Raw genomic sequence first — 21,574 nt, 5'->3', positions numbered from 1 at the left:
GCCGCGGCGGGTGGKGCTGCTGGTGGACGTCAGCGGTTCGATGGCGGCGTACGCGGACGCGCTGCTGCGGTTCGCGCACGCCGCGGCGCACGGCGGCCGGATGCGCACGGAGGTGTTCACGATCGGTACGCGGCTGACGCGGGTGACCCGTGAGCTCGCCCATCGCGACCCGGACACCGCGCTGGCCGCGGTGGCGTCCGCCGTGCCCGACCGGCACGGCGGCACCCGGCTCGGTGAGCTGCTGCGGGCCTTCCTGGACCGGTGGGGGCAGCGCGGCATGGCGCGCGGCGCGGTGGTCGTCGTCCTGTCGGACGGCTGGGAGCGTGGCGATCCGGGCCTGCTCGCCGCCCAGATGCGACGCTTGCACCGGCTGGCGCACCGGGTGGTGTGGGCCAATCCGCGCAAGGCCCGCCCCGGTTACGCACCCCTGGCCGCCGGGATGGCGGCGGCGCTGCCGAGCGTGGACGCGTTCGTCGAGGGCCACAGTCTGGCCGCGCTGGAACGTCTGGCGGCGGTGGTGAGAGGAGCGGACGATGCGTGAGATCCTCCCGGCGCTCGGCCGGTGGTACGCACGGGGCGCGCCCTTCGGTCTCGCCACCGTCGTCGCCGTCAGCCGCAGCGCGCCCCGGGACCCCGGCGCCGCCATGGCCGTCGGGCCCGGCGACGAGGTGGTGGGCAGCGTGTCGGGCGGCTGCGTGGAGGGCGCGGTCTTCGAACTGGCCCGGGAGGTCGTGGAGTCGGGCGGGGCCCGGCTGGAGACCTTCGGGTACAGCGACGAGGACGCGTTCGCCGTCGGGCTGACCTGCGGCGGCGAGATCACCCTCCTGGTGCGGCCCGTGACGGCCGCCCTCGATCCGTCGTTCGGGGCGGTCGCGGAATCGGTGGCGGCGGGCCGCCCGGTCACGGTGGCGACGGTGACCGACGGCCCGGCGGAGCGCGGCGCAAGCCTCGCCGTGTGGACGGACGAGGTGTCCGGGACGCTCGGCACCACCGGTCTGGACGTGGCCGTGACGGCCGACGCGCGCGGCGAACTGGCGCTGGGGGCGACCGGGCTGCGGCACTACGGGCCGCGCGGCGAGCGGCGCGAGGACGCGGTGACGGTGTTCCTGCACTCCTTCGCTCCCCCGCCGCGGATGCTGGTCTTCGGGGCGATCGACTACGCGGCGGCGGTGGCCCGCATCGGGGACTTCCTCGGCTACCGGGTCACCGTGTGCGACGCGCGGCCCGTCTTCGCGACGCCGAAACGCTTCCCGGCGGGCGTCGAGGTGGTCGTCGGCTGGCCGCACCGCTTCCTGGCGGGCACGGACACCGACGACCGCACGGTGATCTGCGTCCTCACCCACGATCCGAAGTTCGACGTGCCGCTGCTGGAGGAGGCGCTGCGCCGCCCGGCCGCGTACATCGGGGCGATGGGCAGCCGCCGTACGCACGACGACCGGCTGAAGCGGCTGCGGGACGGCGGGCTGACGCCGGACCAACTGACCCGGTTGCGCTCACCGGTCGGCCTCGATCTCGGGGCGCGCACCCCGGAGGAGGTGGCCGTGTCCGTGGCCGCCGAGATCGTCGCGCTGCGCTGGGGCGGCACCGGCGCCCCGCTGACGGCGACGGCCGGGGAGATCCACCCGCGCTAGCGCGGGACGCGCGGCGGCAGGCGGTGCAGTACGACGTCCGCGAGCCGGCCGGCCGTCACGGTCGCGGTCATGTACGTGCAGTGCGGCTGGCGCCTGCGGTCGGTGGGCGAGCCGGGGTTGAGCAGGCGCAGTCCGGTGGCGGCCGTGGTGTCCCAGGGGATGTGGCTGTGGCCGAAGACCAGGACGTCGAGGTCGGGGAAGCGCTCGGCGCACCGCTGATCCCGGCCCTGGGCGGCGCCGGTCTCGTGGATCACCCCGAGGCGCAGGCCGTCGAGGTCGGCGCGGGCGACCTCGGGCAGGCGGGCCCGCAGGCCGGGGCCGTCGTTGTTGCCGTACACACCGAGCAACCGGTGCGAGCGGCTCTCCAGGAGGTCCAGGGTCGCGGTGTCCACCCAGTCCCCGGCGTGCACCACCACGTCGGCGCGCGGGAGTTCGGCGAGGAGCGGCGCGGGGATTTCTCTGGCCCGCTTGGGCAGGTGGGTGTCGGACATCAGCAGGAGGCGCATGCGGACCAGTCTGCCCGCTCAGTCCCGGGTGGGTCCCTGCGGCGGGGGTGCGGTCAGCGGGAGCTCGGCCCACACCTGTTTGCCGCCGCTGACCGGCACGGTCCCCCAGCTGGCGGAGAGCGCCTCGACGAGGAGGATGCCCCGGCCGCCGGTGGCCTCCCAGCCGATGCTGGTGGGCTTGATGGGCGTACGCGGCGAGACGTCGGCGACCGCCACGCGCAGGCGGTTGTCGATGAGGGTGAGGTCGAGGCGGATCTGCCCGTCGGTGTGCACCAGGGCGTTGGTGACGAGCTCGGAGACGATCAGCAGGACGGCGTCGGGTTCGTCGGTGACGCGCCAGGCGCGCAGCGCGCGGCGGGTGAAGCGGCGGGCGTGGCGGACGGCCTCGGGGACCCGCCACACCGTCCAGCTCTCGCGCAGCGGTTTGAGGGCGAGGCCGTCGTAGCGCATCAGGAGCAGGGCCACGTCGTCGCTGCGGTTGGCGCCGGTGAGCAGGGCGTCCGCGACGAGCCCGAGGCGGGCGGGGTCGGCGGCGGCCAGTTGCCCGGCCAGCCGGTTCAGGCCGTCCTCCAGGTCGAGTTCGGCGGACTCCACGAGGCCGTCGGTAGTGAGGGCGACCACGGTGCCGGGCCGCAGCGGCAGCGGGCTCATCGGGAAGTCGGCCTGCGTGACGACGCCGAGGGGCGGCCCGCCCTCGGTGACGACGATGTCGGTGGTGCCGTCCGGGTGCCGCAGCACCGGCGGCAGGTGCCCGGCGCGTACGCACCAGGCGGTGCCCTCCGCCATGTCGACGTCGACGTAGCAGCAGGTGGCGAAGAGGTCGGTCTCCATGCCCGTGAGCAGCCGGTTGGCGCGCGAGACGACCACGTCCGGGGGATGGCCCTCGACGGCGTACGCGCGCAGGGCGGTGCGCATCTGGCCCATCAGGGTGGCCGCCTGGGCGTTGTGCCCCTGGACGTCGCCGATGACCAGGGCGACGTGGTTGTCGGGCAGCGGGATCACGTCGTACCAGTCGCCGCCGACCTCCAGGCCCGCCGTGGTGGGCAGGTAGCGGGCGACGGCCTCGGCGCCGGGCAGCGGCGGCAGCCTGCGCGGCAGGAGGGTGCGCTGGAGCATGCCGACGAGTTCGTGCTCGGCGTCGAAGGCGTGGGCGCGCATCAGGGCCTGCCCGGCGAGGCCCGCGGAGGCGGTGAGCAGGGCGCGCTCGTCGGGGCCGAAGTCGTGCGGGCTGTCCCAGCCGATCAGGCAGGCCCCGGCCATGCGGCCGCCGGCCGGCAGCGGCAGGACGGCGAGGCCGCCGGGGCCGACCTCGGCGAGCGCCGGTTCCAGCGGGGTGCCGGCGGGCCAGATCGCGGCGCGCCCCTCGCGCAGGGCGGCGCCGAGGGTCGGCATGGTGCGGACGGGGGCGTCGGGCCACTCCGAGCGCCACTCGGTGCGCCACACCTCGGGCCAGGCCTCCGGTTCGGGCGGGTCCAGGACGGTGACGACGAGCCGGTCGCCCTCCAGCTCGGCCAGGGCGATGCGGTCGGCCGTCAGGGGCCGGCGCAGGGCGGTGACGACCGCCTGGCCGACGTCGCGGACGGTGCGCGCGGTGGCGAGGGCGGCGGCGAGGCGCTGGACGCGGGCCACCTCGTTGCCGCCGGAGCGCAGCTTGGAGGCGTCGGTGACGGTGCCCACCAGCCGGGACGGGCGTCCGTCGGCGGCGGGCAGCAGCCGGGCGCGCAGCCGCAGCCACCGCTGCTCGCCGGAGGGCTGCAGGATGCGGAACTCCAGCTCGCGTTCGCCGAGGGACATGTGGTCGGCCTCGACCACGGACATCAGCGTGGGCAGGTCCTCCGGCACGGTCATCCTCAGCAGGTTCTCGACCTTGCCGTCGAAGTCGTCGCGCACGAGCCCGAACAGCTCCAGCATCTCGTCGTCGACCTCGACCCGCCCCGAGTCCATGGCCAGGCTGAACGAGCTGGGCAGCACCTCGGTGCCGTCCGCGTCGGCCGGGGGCGGGAAGGAGACCGCCTCGGCGAACAGTTCCAGACACTTGCGGTCCTCGGTGCCGAAGCCGCCGGGGTTCTCACTCACGGCCACCAGGCAGCCCCCGCCGCGCCGGTCGGGCGGCAGCGGCAGGGCGGCCAGCCAGTGGTCGCCCGCCGGGGTGTGCCGGGCGCCGCCGGGCACCAGGGCGAGTTCCGCCGGACCGAGCCACACGGGCCGGCCGGCGCGGTAGGCGTCGGCCGCGGGCGAGGTGCCCGCGAGCGGATAGCTGTCGCGCACGCCGTACAGGGACCGGGGTACGCCGGCGGACTCGATCAGGCACAGCTGGTCACCGTGCTCCCCCGGCGCGTACACGACGGCGAGGGCCGCACCGCCGTAGACGAGTGCCTGTTCGAGTACGCTCCGCAGTCGCTCGGGGGAGCGGAGGTCCGCGCGCAGCGCCCTGAGGGCAAGCTCGGCACGCAACGTTCTCGTGCTGCGTCCCGCACCGCCCTCACTGACCACGTCCGTCATTACAGCGCTTATGGGGCGCGGGCGCAGCCCCTGTGACCGACACGAAGTCGCAGGACGCACCGAACGGGCGTGCGCGGAGCCGTACGGGCGGCTCCGCCGGGGCCTCCCCAGGGCGTCACAGGGAGTTCCCGGCGCCCGCCGCGGATTCCGCCGACAGGGGGTCACGCTGTGTGCGCGCGGGGGCGCGGCGGCGGCCGGCTCCGGCGCCCGGGGGCCGGGCGCGCCCTCTGCGCGTACGGGCGCCCCCACCGTGCGAGAAGCGTGCCCGCGGGAGAGCCTTGGGCTCAGGGCGCCCTCCTGTGCCCGAGGAGGAGGTGGTCGGCGTGTCCGACGGTCAGGCGTCCGGGGGCGCGGCACCGTCCGGCCGGCCCCTGCTCTCGCTGACCCTCGCCACGCTCATGGACGACGTCGACGCGTTCTCGGGGGCGGTGTACCTGCTGGTCCCCGGCGAGCCGGTGCTGGAGATGGCGGTGATGGCCGGGCTGCCCCGGACCTTCGCGGCCCCCTGGGAGCGGCTGGGGCTGACGGCGCCCGTCCCGGTGGCGGAGGCGGTGCGCCACCGGCAGCTGGTGTGGGTGAGCGGCGAGGAGGACATGGCGCGCCGCTATCCGCGGATCTCGGTGGTGCTGCCCTACCCGTTCGCGCTGGCCGCGATGCCGGTGGCGACCGACCGCGCCGTGTACGGGGCGGTCTTCGTGACCTGGCCCGGCACGCACTCCCCCGAGCTGCCCGAGGAGAAGCGGGAGCGCCTCATGTCGGCCTGCGGCCGGCTCGCGAGGCGGCTGGAACGCGCCCAGGAGAAGGGCGACCCGGTCCGGCCGGAACCCGACCTGCTCGCCCCGGCGCCGATGACGAACCCGGCGGGGACCCTGGGCACGGCCGAGGCCACGCGGATGGTGGCCCGGCTGCCGTACGGGCTGTGCGCGCTGGACCTGCAGGGGCGGATCACCTTCGTCAACGCGGCGGGGGCCGACCTGCTGGGGCTGCCGGTCAGCGCCCTGCTCGGCACCCAGCTGTGGGCGTCGGTGCCCTGGCTGAACGATCCGGTCTACGAGGACCGCTACCAGGCGGCGCTGGTCAGCCAGCGCGCGACGGCGTTCGTGGCGCTGCGGCCGCCCTCGGACTGGCTGTCGTTCCGGTTCCACCCCAGCGCGAGCGGGCTGAGCCTGCGCATCACCCGGGCGCGGGCGGTGGCCCGGGAGGGGGCCGTGGCCTTCCAGCACGGGGACACCGGCACCCGGCTCGTCTCCATCTCCCAGGTGCTGAGCCTGGCCGGGTCGCTCACCGAGGCGGTCGGCGTACAGGACGTGGTGCAGCTGGTCGCCGACGAGATCGTGCCCGCCGTCGGCGGCCAGGGGCTGGTGATGCTCGGCTCCGGGGCCGGCCGGCTGCACGTGCTCGGTCAGCGCGGCTACCCGGACCCGCGGGAGCTGGAACGGTTCGACGGGATGTCGCTGGCCGAGCACACGCCCGGCACGCACGCCCTGCGGACCGGGGTGCCGGCCTTCTTCGCGTCCCAGCGGGACCTGGCCCGCCTCTACCCCGACCAGCGGCCGGCCGGCGGGATGGCGGCCTGGGCGTACCTGCCGCTCATCGCGTCCGGGCGGCCGATCGGCACCTGGGTCATGGCGTACACCGCCCCGCATCCCTTCCCGGCCGACGAGCGGGCCGTGCTGGTGAGTATCAGCGGGCTCGTCGCGCAGGCGCTGGACCGGGCCCGCCTCTACGACGCGAAGCATCGCCTGGCGCACGGTCTGCAGGCCGCGCTGCTGCCGCCCTCGCTGCCCTCGCTGCCCGGCATCGAGGCGGCCGCCCGCTATCTGCCCGCCACCCGGGGCATGGAGATCGGCGGGGACTTCTACGACCTGGTCCCGCTGCGCGGCGGGGAGGCGGCGGCGGTGATCGGGGACGTGCAGGGGCACAACGTCACGGCGGCGGGCCTGATGGGCCAGATCCGCACCGCGGTCCGCGCGTACACGACCGTCGGGCAGCCGCCCGGGGAGGTCATGCGCAGCACCAACCGGCTGCTGATCGACCTGGGCGCCGAGCTCTTCGCGAGCTGCGTCTACCTGCGGCTGGACCCGGCGCGGGGGCAGGTCGTGATGGCCCGGGCGGGTCATCCGCCGCCGCTCCTGCGCACGCCGGACGGCACGGTGCGGGTGCTCGACCTGGCCGGCGGCCCGCTGCTCGGCATCGACCCGGACGCCGTCTACCCGACGACCGAGGTCGCCCTGCCGCCCGGCTCCCTGCTGGCCCTCTACACCGACGGGCTGGTCGAATCCCCCGGCGTCGACATCGACGACGCCCTGGCGGGCTGCGCGGACCGCCTGGCGGAGACGGGCGACGCCCCCCTGGACGAGGTGGCGGACACCCTGGTCCACTACAGCGGCACGGCAGAGGAACGGGTGGACGACGTGGCCCTACTCCTCCTGAGAGCCACCAAGTCCCTGTAGGACCGCAGGGAACGGCACGATCCGGCCCCCTTCGGGGGCACGGGAAACGGCACGATCCGGCGCCCTTCAGGGGCACGGGGAACGGCACGATCCGGCGCCCTTCAGGGGCGCGGGGAACTGCGCGACCGGCCACGACGTGCCCGCACCCGACACACCACCCGAGCCCCCACCCCCTAGGACCCCCACCGCCCCGCACCCGACACACGCCGGAGCGGGCCGATCCCCCCGCCGAGGGACCGGCCCGCTCCGAACGGCACGGCTACCACCGACCGCGTACGGTCAGCTCACCGCCCGTGCCCGTCACCGGCTTCGCCGACCTCACCGGCCTGGTCACCATGACCACCGACCTGCTCCTCACCACCGGCTTCCTCACCACCGACGGCGTCACCACCGGCTCCGGCTTCCTCACCGCCGACCGCGTCACCACCGGCCCCGGCTTCGTCACCGGCACCCGCCTCTTCACCGGCCCCGGCCTCTTCACCCGCACCGGCGCCCGCGTCACCCGCGCCCGCACCGGCGTCACCCAACGTCGCACCCACCGCAGCCAGCGCCGTGGTCACCGGCTGGAAGAACGTCTCCCCGCCGATGGTGCAGTCACCGCTGCCGCCCGAGGTCAGCCCGATCGCGCTGCCGTCCGCGGTGAACAGCGACCCGCCGCTGTCACCGGGCTCCGCGCAGACGTTGGTCTGGATGAGACCGGTGACCGTGCCCTCCGGGTAGTTCACGGTGGCGTCCAGGCCGGTGACCTCACCGTCGTTGAGCCCCGTGGTGCTGCCCATGCGGATGACCGCCTCGCCGACCGCGGCCTCCGCGGCCTGCAGGATCTCCACGCTCTGCTCGCCGGTGTTCACCGTGCTGGGCGCCTCGGTCGCCGGGTCGTCGTACGTGACCAGCGCGAAGTCGCCGTCGCCGGGGAACGTGGCGGCCTCGACCGTGCCGATCGGCGCCCCGTTCTGCGCGTCCGACCACTCGGCGGCGGCCACACCGCAGTGCCCGGCGGTCAGGAAGGCCGGTGCCCCGTCCTCGGCGACGACGTTGAAGCCGAGCGAACAGCGGGCACCGCCGCCGAAGATGGCGTCACCGCCCTCGACGAACGTCTTGAACTCACCGGCGGACTTCTTGATGGTGGCGACACCCGGGCCGAGCGAGTCGACGGTCGACTCCACCTTGTCCCACTTGGCCCCCGTGACGGTGCTGTCCGCGGTGACCTGGATCTTGTTGGTCCGCGGGTCGACGGACCAGGCGGTGCCCGGAACGGTCGCCTTGGCCTTCAGCGTCTGCGAGGCCGCCTTGAGTTCGGCCGTGCTGTTGTCGACCTGGCGGGCGACCGCACCCGCCTTCTGCGCCAGGACAATGGCGTTGTCGTCGCCCACGACGTTGATGATCAGCTGCTGCTTCCCGGTGTCGTAGTACGCACCGGCAAAGGCTTCGCCGAGCTGTTCCGCCAGCTGCGAGGCGAGGTCCGACGCGTCCGCGGCCTTCAGCGTTCTGGGGGCGGCACCCTCCGTCGCACCGTTCTGGGACGCCATGGCGTTGGGCAGGATCAGAGCCGCCGCGCCGAGCGCGACCACGCTTCCCGCCGCGATGACGGCCTTGCGCTTCGGTATCCGCTTGTGACTCAACTTCTTGACCTCCTGGGGACTGGGGGGTCCGAGCCGCCGGGTGGCAGCTGACTGCGGGCGCCTGGATGGCTGTTGATACGCAAGCGGTGCGTGGGGCGTTCAATGCCGCTCCCCAACTTCCTTTGCGAATGCGGGAAACGACGCCGCGCACCCACCCGCCCCACCGGTCACGACACGTCGTCGAACGGTGACGTTCCGTCCACCTGCCGCAGCCGAACCCCGGCTGCAGAGAATCTGCACAGCGATTACGCAGCCGGGTCACGGCGCACAGAGGATCCGCACGAAGGAATGTGGTCCGCCACGCCATTGGAGAGGTGTGCCCGATTCGGTGTCCCGGCGGGCGCCGCGGACATGTGAACGACACCCGGGGCCGTGTGAAGGGTTCGCCACCGGGTGGTGCGCAAGCGTGCACGGACGACCGCACGGACCCCGCAAACACCCTGCTCACCGAGTCCGCGACTGGAGGCCCGGAGCGGCCCCGTGCTTTGATCCGTGGCACCGCGGGGCCGTTCGGGATTTCGGTCCGACGCACGGTCTCCCCCCATGTGAATACCAATCAGGAAGGGATGTTCACCATGAACTCCACCCCCCAGGTCCAGACCGCCGAGATCTCCGACGCCGACCTCGACGGCATCTCGGGCGGCCTGTCGGTGAACGCCGTCGGCACCGTCACCGGCGTTGTCGGCGGCATCGCCCCGGTCTCCGGCCTGGTCGACACGGTCGTCGGCACCGTCGAGGGCACGACCGGCCTGAGCACCGCCCCGGTCACCGGCCTGGTCGCCGGTCTCTGACCGCTTCCGCAGGCGCCTCGCGTGCCACGGGTCCCGGAACCACTCCCCCGGTTCCGGGACCCGCCGGTTCGCGCCGGGCCTCCCCCACGCACACCGGTCCCGTATTCGTTCCCGCAGGTGAGGCAGACCCGTGCAGTTCCGCCAGCAGGCCCTCGCCAAGCTGCAGTCGCCGGAGGAACTGGACCTGCCGGTACGCCTCGCCCGCCCCCAGGGCCGCCTCGTGCTGGCCGTGACGGTCCTCGTCATGGCCGCCGCGTCGGTCTGGGCCGTGACGGGCTCCGTGGCCTCCACCGTGGGCGCGCCCGCGATCCTCACCCACGGACAGGGCAGTTACCTCCTGCAGAGCCCGGTCTCCGGCCAGGTCACCGCCGTCCTCACCGGCCAGGGCCGGCGCATCGGCGCGAACGCCCCCGTGCTGAAGGTGCGTACGGCGAAGGGCGAGACGGTCGTGCGCAGCGTCGCCGCAGGCCGGGTCACCGCACTCGCCGCGAGCATCGGCGCCATCATCGCCACCGGCACGGACGTCGCCGCGGTGGAGAAGGTCGCCGACACCGGCGACCCCCTGTACGCGACGGTGTACGTGCCCGCCGCGAACGCCGCCGCGATCCGCCCGGGCGCCGCCGTCGACCTGACCGTCCAGTCCGTGCCGGCCCAGGAGTACGGGGTGCTGCGCGGCCGGGTGGAGTCGGTGGACCGGGCCGCCCAGTCGGCGCAGCAGATCGCCGCGTTCCTCGGCGACGGCCAGCTGGGCGAGCGGTTCACCCAGGAGGGCAGGCCGGTGGCCGTCCTGGTCCGGCTCGACCGGTCCTCCCGCACGAAGTCCGGTTACGCGTGGTCGACCGCCCAGGGACCGCCGTTCCGGCTCGACTCCATGACCATGGGCTCCGGTTCGATCCACCTGGACGACCAGCGCCCGATCGATTGGCTGCTGCCGTGAGCGCGCCCCAGGACACCTCCGCCGCCCCGCGCCCCGCCGCGGCCGAACCGCCGCCGCCCGTACGGGGCCGCCGCCGCGCCGCGCCGCCGAGGCGCAAGGTGCCCGTGGTCCGGGGCCGGAGCGTGCGCACCCGGACCGTCCTGCAGATGGAGGCCGTGGAGTGCGGCGCCGCCTCCCTCGCGATGGTGCTCGGCCACCACGGCCGACACGTCCCGCTGGAGGAGCTGCGCATCGCCTGCGGTGTCTCGCGCGACGGTTCACGGGCCGGCAACCTGCTGAAGGCGGCCCGCAGTTACGGTCTGACCGCCAAAGGCATGCAGATGGACACGGCGGCGCTGGCCGAGGTGCAGGCCCCGGCGATCCTGTTCTGGGAGTTCAACCACTACGTCGTCCTCGACGGCATCGGGCGCCGCTTCGGCCGGCGCGGGGTGTACGTCAACGACCCGGCCAAGGGCCGCCGCTTCGTCCCCATGGAGGACTTCGACACCAGCTTCACCGGCGTCGTGCTCGTCATGGAACCCGGGCCCGGCTTCCGCAAGGGCGGGCGCAGACCCGGCGTCCTGGGCGCCGTGCCGGCCCGGCTGCGCGGCACCTCGGGCACCCTGCCCGCGGCCGTGCTCGCCAGTCTGCTGCTGGTGGCGGTCGGCGCGGCCGTGCCCGCGCTCAGCCGCACCTACATCGACCTGTTCCTGATCGGCGGGCAGACCTCCCTGCTCGGGGTGCTGTTCGCGTCGATGGGCGCGAGCATCCTGCTGACGGTGGCGCTGACCTGGCTGCAGCAGGCCAACCTGCTGCACGGCCGGCTCCTCTCCTCCACCCTCAGCAGTGCGAAGTTCCTGCGGCACCTGCTGCGGCTGCCGGTCACCTTCTTCTCCCAGCGCAGCCCGGCCGACCTGGTGCAGCGCCTGCGGTCCAACGACGCGGTGGCCGAGACGCTGGCCCGGGACCTCGCGGCGGCGGGCGTGGACGCGGTCGTCGTGGTCCTCTACGCCGTGCTGCTGTACACCTACGACCCGCAGCTGACGGCCGTGGGCATCGGGGTCGCCCTGCTCAACGTGGTGGCCATGCGGGTGGTGATCCGGCTGCGCGCGACGCGTACCGCGAAGCTGCGGGCCGACAGCGCGCGGCTGACCAACACGGCGTACACCGGGCTGCAGTTGATCGAGACGATGAAGGCGACCGGCGGGGAGGACGGCTACTTCCGCACCTGGGCGGGGCAGCACGCCACCACGCTGGAGGAGCAGCAGCGCCTCGGGGTGCCGGGCGCCTGGCTGGGGGTCGTCGCGCCGACGCTGGCCACCCTCAACAGCGGCCTGATCCTGTGGATCGGCGGGCTGCGGGCCGTGGAGGGACACCTGTCGATCGGCCTGCTCGTGGCGTTCCAGGCGCTGGTGGCCCGCTTCACCGCCCCGCTCACGCGGCTCAACGGCGTCGCGGGCCGGATCCAGGACTTCGCGGCGGACGTGGCCCGGCTGAAGGACGTCGAGAACTTCGCCCCCGACCCGCTCCACTCACGGCGCGGCGCGGGCGACAGCACCCGCAGGCTGCGGGGCCACGTCGAGCTGGAGAACGTCACCTTCGGCTACAGCCCGCTGGACGAGCCGCTGCTGTCCGGGTTCTCGCTGACGGTCGGGCCCGGGCAGCAGGTCGCCCTGGTCGGCGGGTCCGGCAGCGGCAAGTCGACGGTGTCGCGGCTGATCTCGGGCCTGTACGCGCCCTGGGAGGGCGTCGTCCGGATCGACGGGCAGTGGCTGGAGGACATCCCGCGCGGCGCGCTCGCGGCCTCGGTCTCCTTCGTCGACCAGGACGTGTTCCTCTTCGAGGGCACGGTCCGTGACAACGTCGCCCTGTGGGACCCGTCCGTCCCGGACGAGGCGGTGGTCACCGCGCTGCGGGACGCGGCCCTGTACGACGTGGTGATGCGCCGCCCGGGCGGCATCCACGGGCGGGTCGAGCAGGACGGCCGCAACTTCTCCGGCGGCCAGCGCCAGCGCCTGGAGATCGCGCGGGCGCTGGTGCGCGGGCCCAGCGTCCTGGTGCTCGACGAGGTGACGAGCGCGCTGGACGCCGAGACGGAGCAGCTCGTGATGGACAACCTGCGCAGGCGGGGCTGTGCCTGTGTGGTGATCGCGCACCGGCTCAGCACCGTGCGCGACAGCGACGAGATCCTGGTGCTGCGGCACGGCACGGTCGTGGAACGCGGGCGCCACGACGCCCTGGTGGCGGCCGGCGGCGCGTACGCCGAGCTGGTCAGGGAGCGGTGAGATGACGTCCGCGTACCCGCAGGACCAGCAGAACCAGCAGGACCAGGACGACCGGCGGTACCCGCACCCGCAGGAGCACCTGCCCGTCGCCGGGGGCGACCACGTGCTCGCCGCGCTCGGCGGCCTGGGCACCGCGCTCGACGGCTCGGGCCTGTCCCGCCTGGACCTCGAAGGCCCGCACGTCCTGTGGCTCGTCGCGGCCGGTGCCATGGACCTCTTCGCGGTCGACGCCGACCGGCAGGGCCACTGGCACCACCTCGGCCGGCTGGAGGCGGGCGCCCTGCTGCTGGGCCCGGTCGCCGGGCCGCGGCACACGCTCGTCGGCAGACCGCTGCGCTCGTGCGTCCTGCGCCGGATCGAACTGGGCGAGCTGCAGCAGGCGCCGCAGACCGAGACCTGGACCTACGACGCGTACGGCAACCCCCAGTACGTACCGCCGCGGACCAGCCCGCTGGAGTACGCCCTGTCGCTCGGCACCGGACGGGGCCTGGCCGTCCTGTTCGAGGCGCCCCTCTCCACCGGGGCCGAACACGGCGTGGCGCCGGCGGACGACGACGTCCTGTGGACGCAGGTGCCGCCGGGCAGTGTGCAGTACGGCTCCCCGTACGGCGCCGGGGCCGCGGCCGGCCTGCTGGTGGACCCGGCGCTGTGGCAGGCGATGGTCGACCGGCAGCACCGGCTGCTGGCCACGCTCGACCGCTGGATCGAACAGCTGGAGCGCGCCCACGAGACCCGGACGGCCGCGGGCATCGAGGCGGGCGAGGCGGCCCGAGCGCAGGCCGACCGGACCCTGCTGGCCGCCGTCTCCAGGCGCCCGGGGCGGGCCGCCGGCGCGGCCGACGCCGATGCGACGTACGCGGCCTGCCGCCTCGTCGCGCGCGCGGCCGGGATCACCCTGCGCGAACCGGCGGGAGGCGGTGCGCAGGGCGGCCGGCTCGACGCGGTGGAGCGGATCGCGCTCGCCTCCCGGGTCAGGACGCGTGCCGTACGGCTCGACGGGCGCTGGTGGCGCGACGACGTGGGGCCGCTGGTCGGTCACCGGGTCGCGTCGGGCGCGCCGGTCGCGCTGCTGTGGCGGCGCGGCGGCTATGTGGCGGTGCATCCGTCGAGCGGGCGGGAGACGCCGGTCGAGAAGGTCAACGCGGCGGAGTTCGAGCCGCGCGCGGTGATGTTCTACCGGCCGCTGCCCGACCGGCGCCTCKCCCCGCCGCGGCTCCTGCTGTTCTGTCTGCGGGGCGCCGGCGGGGACCTGCGCAACCTGGCGCTGAGCGGGCTGGTGACGGTGGCGCTCGGCGCGCTGGTGCCGATCGCGACCGGCAAGGTGCTGGGCGAGTACGTGCCGAGGGCCCAGGAGAGTTTGATCGTCCAGATGTGCCTGGCCGTCATGGTCGCCGGTGTGGTGTCGGCGGTGTTCACGCTGATGCAGAACCTCACCGTGCTGCGGCTGGAGGGCCGGGTCGAGGCCGCGCTGCAGCCCGCCGTGTGGGACAGGCTGCTGCGGCTGCCCACGGGGTTCTTCACCTCGCGCTCCACGGGTGAACTGGCCGGTGCCGCCATGGGGATCAGCGCGATCCGCCGCATGCTGGCGGGGGTCGGCCCGGTGGTGGTGCAGTCGGTCACGGTCGGCGCGATGAACCTCGCGCTGCTGTTCTGGTTCAGCGTCCCGCTGGCGTGCGCCGCGATCGGGATGCTCGTGGTGATCGCGGGGGTGTTCCTGGGACTCGGCCTGTGGCAGGTGCGCCGGCAGCGCGCGCTGGTCGCGCTGGGCAACAAGCTCGACAACCAGGCGTTCCAGACCCTGCGCGGGCTGCCCAAGCTGCGGGTCGCGGCGGCGGAGAACTACGCGTACGCGGCCTGGGCGGGCGAGTTCGCGCGCAGCCGTGAGCTGCACCGCCGGGTGGGCCGGATCAAGAACCTCACGACCGTGCTGGGCGCGGTGTACCTGCCGCTCTGCTCGCTCGTCGTGTTCGTGCTGCTGGCGGGGCCCGCGCGCGGATCGCTGTCGGCGGCGGCCTTCCTGACGTTCAACACGGCGATGACCATGCTGCTGACCTCGGTCACCCAGCTGACGGGCTCCTTCGTGTCGGTGGTCGCCGCGCTGCCGGTGTTCGAGGAGCTCCGGCCGGTGCTCGACGCGGAGCCGGAGGTACGGGCGGGCGGTACGGCGCCGGCCGAGCTGTCGGGGGCCGTCGAGGTGAAGAAGCTGTCGTTCCGGTACACCGACGACGGGCCGCTGGTCCTGGACGACGTGTCCTTCGCGATCCGGCCCGGCGAGTTCGTGGCGGTCGTCGGCCCCAGCGGCTGCGGCAAGTCCACCCTGCTGCGGCTGCTCATCGGCTTCGACGACCCGGTCTCGGGCAGTGTGCTGTACGACGGCCAGGACCTGGCCGCGCTCGACAAGCCGGCCGTGCGCCGCCAGTGCGGTGTGGTGCTGCAGCACGCGCAGCCGTTCACCGGCTCGATCCTGGACGTCATCTGCGGCACGGAGCCCTACACGCCCGAGGAGGCGATGGCCGCCGCGGAGATGGCGGGACTCGGCGACGACATCAGGCGCATGCCGATGGGGCTGCACACCGTCGTCTCGGGCACCGGCGCGGTCTCCGGCGGCCAGCGGCAGCGGCTGATGATCGCCCAGGCCCTGATCCGGCGCCCGCGCATCCTGTACCTCGACGAGGCGACCAGCGCCCTGGACAACGAGACCCAGCGCACGGTCATCGAGAGCACCCGCGCGCTGCAAGCCACCCGTGTCGTGATCGCGCACCGTCTGTCCACCGTCATGGACGCGGACCGCGTCATCGTGCTGGAGGACGGCCGCATCGCCCAGCAGGGCACGCCCGCGCAGCTGCTCGCGGACACCGGCGGCCGGCTGCACGAGCTGGTGCGGCGCCAGTTGCAGTAGGACCCGTCACCGGCCGTCGGGGTTGACCGCCGCGGGTGTGATCTCCCTCTCCTAACGAAACTTTGTCGTTTCGATGAAAGTGGTCTAGCCTCGAAGAGTACGAAACGGTTTCGTTTACGTGCCTCCCGTGCTTCCCGTTCCGAGTGAACTTTCCCTGGAGTGGCTCCCATGTCCCAGACCCAGACCGTGTCCGAAGGCGCCCGCAAGGGCACCGCGGACGCGCCCGGCGCGGCGGCGCCGGCGAAGAACCGCTGGTGGATCCTCGCGATCATCGGCATCGCGCAGCTGATGGTGGTGCTGGACGCGACCATCGTGAACATCGCGCTGCCCTCGGCCCAGGCCGACCTCGGGTTCACCGACGGCAACCGCCAGTGGATCGTCACGGCGTACGCGCTGGCCTTCGCCTCGCTGCTCCTGCTGGGCGGCCGGATAGCCGACCTCTTCGGGCGCAAGCCCGCCTTCCTCATCGGCGTCGCCGGCTTCGCCGGGGCCTCCGTGCTCGGCGGCGCGGCCAACAGCTTCGGGATGCTGGTCGTCGCGCGCGCCCTGCAGGGTGTCTTCGGCGCCCTGCTCGCGCCCGCCGCGCTCTCGCTGCTGAACACGACGTTCACCGACGCCAAGGAGCGCGCCAAGGCGTTCAGCGTCTACGGCGCGATCGCCGGAGCCGGCGGCGCGCTCGGACTGCTGCTCGGCGGTGTGCTCACCGACGCCCTGGACTGGCGCTGGACGCTGTACGTCAACGTCGTCTTCGCCGTCGCCGCCTTCGTCGGCGGCTGGATCCTGCTGAACAACCACCGCGACGCCGCGAACTCCAAGCTGGACCTGCCGGGCGCGCTGCTGGTCTCCGCCGGTCTCTTCTCCGTGGTCTACGGCTTCTCCAACGCCGAGACCCACGACTGGGGCTCGGCGCTGACCTGGGGCTTCCTGGCGGCCGGCGGCGTGCTCCTCACGGTCTTCGCCTGGTGGCAGACCCGCGCCGCGCACCCGCTGCTGCCGATGCGCGTCCTGCTCGACCGCACCCGCGGCGCCTCCTTCATCGCCGTGCTGGTGACCGGCGCGGGCATGTTCGGTGTCTTCCTCTTCCTCACCTACTACCTGCAGCTCAACCTCGGCTTCAGCCCGACGAAGACCGGTGTGGCCTTCCTGCCGATGATGGCCGCCCTGATGGTCATGGCCCAGGTGTCCACCACGATCCTGGTGCCGCGCATCGGGCCCAAGACCGTCATCCCGGCCGGCTTCGCGCTCGCCGCGGTCGCGATGGCCTGGCTGACCGGCATCGACGTCGACTCCGCCTTCTCGACCGCCGTGCTGCCGCCGCTGCTCCTGATGGGCGCCGGTCTCGGCATCGTGATGCCGCCCGCGATGGCGCTGGCCACGAGTGGGGTCGCGGCGGAGGACGCTGGGGTCGCCTCGGCGACGGTCAACACCATGCAGCAGGTCGGTGGTTCCATCGGCACCGCGCTGCTCAACACGCTCGCCGCGAGCGCCGCGACCAGCTTCCTGGCCGGCAAGGACGCGAGCGACCCGCTGGTGCGGGCCCAGTCGTCGATCGAGAGCTACACCACCGCGTTCTGGTGGTCGGCCGGGTTCTTCGCGGCCGGTGCGCTGGTGACGTTCCTGCTCTTCCGCCGTGGGGTGCCCGAGCAGGATCCGGACGCCGCGCCGGTCGTCCACATGTGACGCGTTCGCGTCGCCGTGGGCCGAGGGGTCGCCGTCTTCAGGGAGACGGTGGCCCCTCTTTTTTGAGTCGCCTCTTTTTTGCGTCGCCTCTTTTTGCGTGGCCTCGGGTTGTGTCGTCGGGTGCGGCGGGGTGGGGGCTGGTCGCGCAGTTCCCCGCGCCCCTCAAGAGCGGGGCTTCGCCCCGGCCCTTGCCCTTGAAGAACACGGCAGCAGCGCTGCCGCCGTCAGGGGGAGCGCCGCCAGCACCAACCACGGGACCGCCGGGGGCAGGGTCGTGTCCAGGAGGGCGCCGATGGTCGCGCTGCCGGTCAGGACGATCAGGCCCGAGGCCGAGGACAGGGCGCCCGTGTAGAGGCCGAGCCGGCCGTCCTCGGCGAGGTCGGGCACCCAGGCCCGGGCGGCGGGCGCCACCAGCATCTGGCCCAGGGTGAGCAGCAGGACGTACCCGGCCACGGGCAGGAGCCCCGCGGTCCCCGTCCATCCGGCGGGCCGGGCCGCGGCCACGACCGCGCAGCCCGCCGAGATCGTCAGCAGCCCCGCCACCATGGACCGGCGCAGGTCGAGCCGGTCGCCCGCCCAGCGGGTGAGGGGCAGCTGGGCCGTCACGACCAGCAGCGAGGAGAGCGCGAACAGCCAGGCCAGCGGCGCCTGCGAGCCCGCCGCGCGCTCCACCTCGACGGGCATCAGCTGGTACAGCTGGTTGTACGCCAGCAGATAGGCCCCGTACGCGCAGCACAGCGCGAGGAAGCCGCGGTGGCGCACCAGACGCCGCAGCCCGCCCCGGGCGCGGACGCGGGCGCGCCCCGGGATGTGCTGCGGCAGCAGCCGGGCGTGCCCGGCCAGGACCAGCACGAAGACCCCCGCCCCGGCGAGGCAGACCGCGCGGAAGTCCACGGCCAGCAGCAGCGCGCCGATCAGCGGGCCGACGAAAGCGCCGGCCTGGCCCGCCACGGTGAACAGGGCCAGTACATGGGTGCGCGGCCCCTCTCCGGCCTCCTCCCGGCACACCGCCTGCCGGGCCACCTCCGACTCGACGGCCGGTGAGAAGAGCGCGGCGGCGAACCCGATCAGCAGGACGGCCGCGACGACCGACCAGGTGGCCCGCGCGTACCCGAGCCAGCCGAAGCCGGCGATCCGCAGGACGCAGCCCGCGAGCACCACCGGGCGCACCCCGTACCGGTCCGTCAGGGCGCCGCCCACCACGAACAGCCCCTGCTGGCTGAAGGTGCGCAGCCCCAGCACGAGGCCGACCAGCCAGCCCGCCATGCCGATCGCCGTGCCCAGGTGCTCGGCGAGGAAGGGCAGCACCGCGAAGAAGCCGATGTTGAAGGCGAGCTGGGTGAGGACGAGGAGGCGCAGCAGCGGGGAGAGGGAGGCGAAGGTTCCCAGGGGACGGGACAGCCGGGCCCCTCCGCGGGGGCGCGTCGCCGGTTCAGGCACGTCGCCTCCGCGAGGGCCGCTGCCACCGGACCCCGCCGGCGGTGACCGCCACCGCGCCCAGCAGGGCCAGGGCCGCCGCGGGCGCCAGTGACGCCCAGGGGGCCCGCTCCGCGTACGGCTGGTTCTCGGCGAGCAGCAGGCCCCACTCCGGGGACGGCGGCTGCGCGCCGAGGCCGAGGAAGCCGAGGGCGGCGAGGGACAGGGCCACCCCGGGCAGCCGGAGCAGGGCGTGGCGCAGGACCGGGGGCAGGACCGCCGGGAGGAGTTCGTGGCGCAGCAGTTGCAGCGGACCCGCGCCCAGGCCCCGGGTGGCCGTCAGATGGGTGGTGGCCCGTTCCTGGCGGAGCAGGGCCGCGGTGTGGGCCGCGAGGGGCGCCCAGGCCACGGCGGTCACCGCGAGGGCCGGGGTGGCGGGGCCGCTGCCCGCCACCGCGGTGACGAGGAGGGCGGCGAGGACCGGCGGCACGGCGTTGACCGTGTCGACCAGCGGCCTGGAGAACCGCGGCAGCAGGCCCAGCAGGACGCCCAGGACCAGGGCGGCCGCGCTGACGGCGGCGGCCAGGGCGAGGGTGTCCAGCGCCCCGTGGCCGACCCGGGCCAGTACGTCGCGCCCCAGCGCGTCGGTGCCGAAGGGGTGCGCCGGGGACGGGGAGCGCAGCCGGGCGGTGGTGTCCAGTGCCAGCGGGTCGCGGGCGAGGCCCGCCGCGACGACGGCGAGCAGCGCTCCCCCGCACAGCAGGGGCGCCGCCAGGGGGCGGGACGGTGCCGGGCGGTGCAGCGAGGGGAGCGCGTCGTCGCGCAGGGCCGGGCCGATCAGCAGGCGTGCCGCGAGCCGGGCGAGGCCGCCGGCGGCCGCCGCGAGCACGACGAGGGCGAGGGTCCCGGCCTGCAGGACGGGCAGGTCCTGGGCGACCGCGGCCTGCAGCGAGAGCCGTCCGAGGCCCGGGATGTCGAAGACCTGCTCGACGGCGACCGCGCCGCCGGTCAGCCCGACGACGAACAGGCCCGCGTTCGGCAGCAGTGCGGGGACGCAGCGGCGCAGCGCCCGGCGGGCGACGGTGCGGCCGCGCGTGCCGCGGGCGGCGGCGGCCAGCGCCCACGGCTCGGCGAAGGCGCCGGGCAGCAGGTCGTCGAGCATCCGGCCGAGCAGCGCGCCCGCGGGCAGGCCCAGCGAGAGCGCGGGCAGCAGCATCCACTCGGGCCCGTACCAGCCGAGGGCGGGCAGCCAGCCGAGCTGTACGCCGACGACGGAGGCGAGCACCGAGGCGGTCAGGAAGTCGGGCAGGGTGGCCAGGACCGCCGAGCCGGTGCCCGCGGAGCGCCGCTCGTCGAGCCGGCGCGCGGCTCCGAGCCGCAGGGTGCGGGCGCACACGGCGACGGCGGTGACCGCGGCGACGGCGAGGGCGCCGCCCATCAGCAGCAGCGAGGCGCCGAGCGCCTGGAGGACGGACGGCGTCACCTCGGCGCCGGAGATCCACGACCGGCCCGCGTCCCCGTGCAGCAGCCCGCCCAGCCAGTCGCCCAGCAGCCGCACGGGCCCGGCGTCCAGGCCGAGCCCGGCGCGGATCGCGTCCAGTACCTCGGGGGTCGGGGCGCGCTCGGCGGACCGCGCCTTCAGGACGGTGAGCGCCGGGTCCGTGTGCGAGAGCCAGGGCAGCAGCCCCACGCCGCACAGCAGGGCCGCGAGGAGGGCGGCGCGCCAGAGCAGCACCGGCGCCCCGCCCCGCACGACGGCCCGTACGGAGGTGCGCGCGGCGGCTTCGGTCACGAGCGCGGCCGCCCGTCAGCGCCGGGTGCCGACGCCGACGAGGCTGCGCTCGTACGGGTCGAGCAGGACGCCGCTGACCTTCGCGCCGACGCCCGTGATGATCCGCTGGTGGACCAGCGGCACGACGGCGTCCGTGCCGAGGATCTTCGCCTCGGCGGTCATGGCCGCCCCCTGGCGCTTCGCGGTGTCGGCGACCGACTCGGCCGCGGAGACGGCCTCGTCGGCCTTCTTGTCGCACAAGAGCGCCAGGTTGTAGCCGCCGTCGCAGGTGTAGTCGCTGGCGAGGATGGAGACGGGGTCCCCGGTGTCGAGCATGGTGTTGCGGGCGGACACGAACGCGTCGAACTTCCCGGCCAGCGCGTCGCTCTCCAGCCGCGCGTACTCGCGCACCTCCAGCTTCACCGTGAAGCCGGCCTTCTCCAGCTGCTGCTTGAGCACCTGGGCGACCTCGGGCAGCTCGGGGCGGTTGTCGTACGTGGCGATCGTGAGCGTCTTCCCGTCGGCGCCGCCCGCTGCGGCCCGGCCGGTGGGCTTCACGCGCTTGTCGGCGGCCCAGGTCAGGGCGGGCCCGTAGATGCCGACGCCGGGGTCGGCGTGTCCCTCGTAGACGCCCTCGGCCAGGGCGGAGGTGTCGATCGCCGCGCGGGCGGTGGCACGTGTCGCCGGGTCCGCGAAGGCGCCCGACCGCGTGTTGAGCAGCAGGCTGGTGGTGCGGGTGGTGGCGGTCTCGCGCCGGGCGCCCTCGTCGAGGGAGGCCGCCTGGGAGACGGGGACGGCCTCGGCGATGTCGGCCTCGCCGGTGCGCAGCGCGTTGGTCCGGGCGGTGCCGTCGGCGATGAACCTGGCGTCGACGCCGGAGGCCTGGGCGCGCCCGCCCCAGTAGTCGTCGAAGCGGTCCAGGGTGGCCGCGGTGGTGCCGGTGACCTCGGTGAGCTCGAAGGGTCCGGTGGCGGTGCCGACGGGGTCGACGGCGTCCTTCTTCGCGTACGCGTGCGCCGACAGGACGACCAGGCCGGGGCTGGAGAGGCGCAGCGGCAGGGGGGGGTCGGGGTCGGCGGTGGTCACGCGGACGCGGTGGTCC

General features: G+C 74.6%; 14 protein-coding genes. 8 read left to right on the top strand and 6 right to left on the bottom strand.

Annotated elements, in window-relative coordinates; translation table 11 throughout:
- Positions 1–541, top strand: a 541-nt coding sequence (locus FGF04_RS04850; protein WP_149510000.1) for a VWA domain-containing protein, incomplete at its 5' end; no start/stop codon positions are given.
- A complete protein-coding gene (locus tag FGF04_RS04845) occupies positions 534–1,631 on the top strand; it encodes an XdhC family protein (RefSeq protein ID WP_149509964.1) in 1,098 nt (365 codons plus the stop codon). The genes FGF04_RS04850 and FGF04_RS04845, both read left to right, overlap by 8 nt.
- Here FGF04_RS04845 and FGF04_RS04840 read toward each other — a convergent pair.
- Together FGF04_RS04840 and FGF04_RS04835 are read right to left on the bottom strand one after the other, a co-directional pair.
- Positions 1,628–2,137, bottom strand: coding sequence for a metallophosphoesterase family protein (locus FGF04_RS04840; protein ID WP_149509963.1), 510 nt, complete (start codon positions 2,135–2,137; stop codon positions 1,628–1,630). The genes FGF04_RS04845 and FGF04_RS04840 overlap by 4 nt on opposite strands.
- Before the next feature lie 18 nt (positions 2,138–2,155).
- Positions 2,156–4,639: a SpoIIE family protein phosphatase gene (locus tag FGF04_RS04835; protein WP_149509962.1), complete on the bottom strand. Its 2,484-nt coding sequence runs from the start codon at positions 4,637–4,639 to the stop codon at positions 2,156–2,158.
- A 314-nt stretch (positions 4,640–4,953) separates the two neighbouring features.
- Here FGF04_RS04835 and FGF04_RS04830 point away from each other — a divergent pair, with 314 nt between their 5' ends.
- The gene (locus FGF04_RS04830) at positions 4,954–7,092 is read left to right on the top strand and encodes a SpoIIE family protein phosphatase (protein WP_235882195.1); all 2,139 of its coding nucleotides are present in this window, start codon (positions 4,954–4,956) and stop codon (positions 7,090–7,092) included.
- Positions 7,093–7,376: 284 nt separating this feature from the next.
- Here the strand turns inward: FGF04_RS04830 and FGF04_RS04825 are convergent, their stop codons facing one another.
- On the bottom strand, positions 7,377–8,714 hold the full coding sequence (locus FGF04_RS04825; RefSeq protein WP_149509961.1) for a S1 family peptidase: 1,338 nt from the start codon (positions 8,712–8,714) through the stop codon (positions 7,377–7,379).
- Between the two features lie 575 nt (positions 8,715–9,289).
- Between FGF04_RS04825 and FGF04_RS04820 the strand changes: the two genes are divergently transcribed.
- From FGF04_RS04820 to FGF04_RS04800, 5 genes are all read left to right on the top strand, one after another.
- Positions 9,290–9,505 carry a type A2 lantipeptide gene (locus tag FGF04_RS04820; protein ID WP_149509960.1) on the top strand — a complete coding sequence of 72 codons (216 nt, stop codon included), beginning with the start codon at positions 9,290–9,292 and terminating at the stop codon, positions 9,503–9,505.
- Between the two features lie 130 nt (positions 9,506–9,635).
- The gene (locus FGF04_RS04815; protein ID WP_149509959.1) at positions 9,636–10,442 is read left to right on the top strand and encodes an HlyD family efflux transporter periplasmic adaptor subunit; all 807 of its coding nucleotides are present in this window, start codon (positions 9,636–9,638) and stop codon (positions 10,440–10,442) included.
- The gene (locus tag FGF04_RS04810) at positions 10,439–12,706 is read left to right on the top strand and encodes an NHLP family bacteriocin export ABC transporter peptidase/permease/ATPase subunit (RefSeq protein ID WP_408055586.1); all 2,268 of its coding nucleotides are present in this window, start codon (positions 10,439–10,441) and stop codon (positions 12,704–12,706) included. Before FGF04_RS04815 ends, FGF04_RS04810 begins: the two co-directional genes overlap by 4 nt.
- Before the next feature lies 1 nt (position 12,707).
- Positions 12,708–15,605, top strand: coding sequence for an NHLP bacteriocin export ABC transporter permease/ATPase subunit (locus FGF04_RS04805; protein WP_149509958.1), 2,898 nt, complete (start codon positions 12,708–12,710; stop codon positions 15,603–15,605).
- Positions 15,606–15,773: 168 nt separating this feature from the next.
- Positions 15,774–17,285, top strand: coding sequence for an MFS transporter (locus tag FGF04_RS04800; protein WP_149509957.1), 1,512 nt, complete (start codon positions 15,774–15,776; stop codon positions 17,283–17,285).
- Between the two features lie 162 nt (positions 17,286–17,447).
- Here the strand turns inward: FGF04_RS04800 and FGF04_RS04795 are convergent, their stop codons facing one another.
- From FGF04_RS04795 to FGF04_RS04785, 3 genes are all read right to left on the bottom strand, one after another.
- A complete protein-coding gene (locus tag FGF04_RS04795) occupies positions 17,448–18,686 on the bottom strand; it encodes an MDR family MFS transporter (protein ID WP_235882194.1) in 1,239 nt (412 codons plus the stop codon).
- 31 nt (positions 18,687–18,717) lie between these two features.
- Entirely contained in the window at positions 18,718–20,454 is a 1,737-nt protein-coding gene (locus FGF04_RS04790) for an ABC transporter permease subunit (protein ID WP_149509996.1), read from the bottom strand.
- A 54-nt stretch (positions 20,455–20,508) separates the two neighbouring features.
- On the bottom strand, positions 20,509–21,574 hold a 1,066-nt coding region (locus FGF04_RS04785), incomplete at its 5' end, for an ABC transporter substrate-binding protein (protein WP_149509997.1).

It is taken from the genome of Streptomyces apricus (assembly GCF_008369065.1).
In the GTDB taxonomy this organism is placed as follows: domain Bacteria; phylum Actinomycetota; class Actinomycetes; order Streptomycetales; family Streptomycetaceae; genus Streptomyces; species Streptomyces apricus.
The sequence above is the reverse complement of the archived record's forward strand: the minus strand, read 5'-3'. Positions and strand labels throughout refer to the sequence as shown.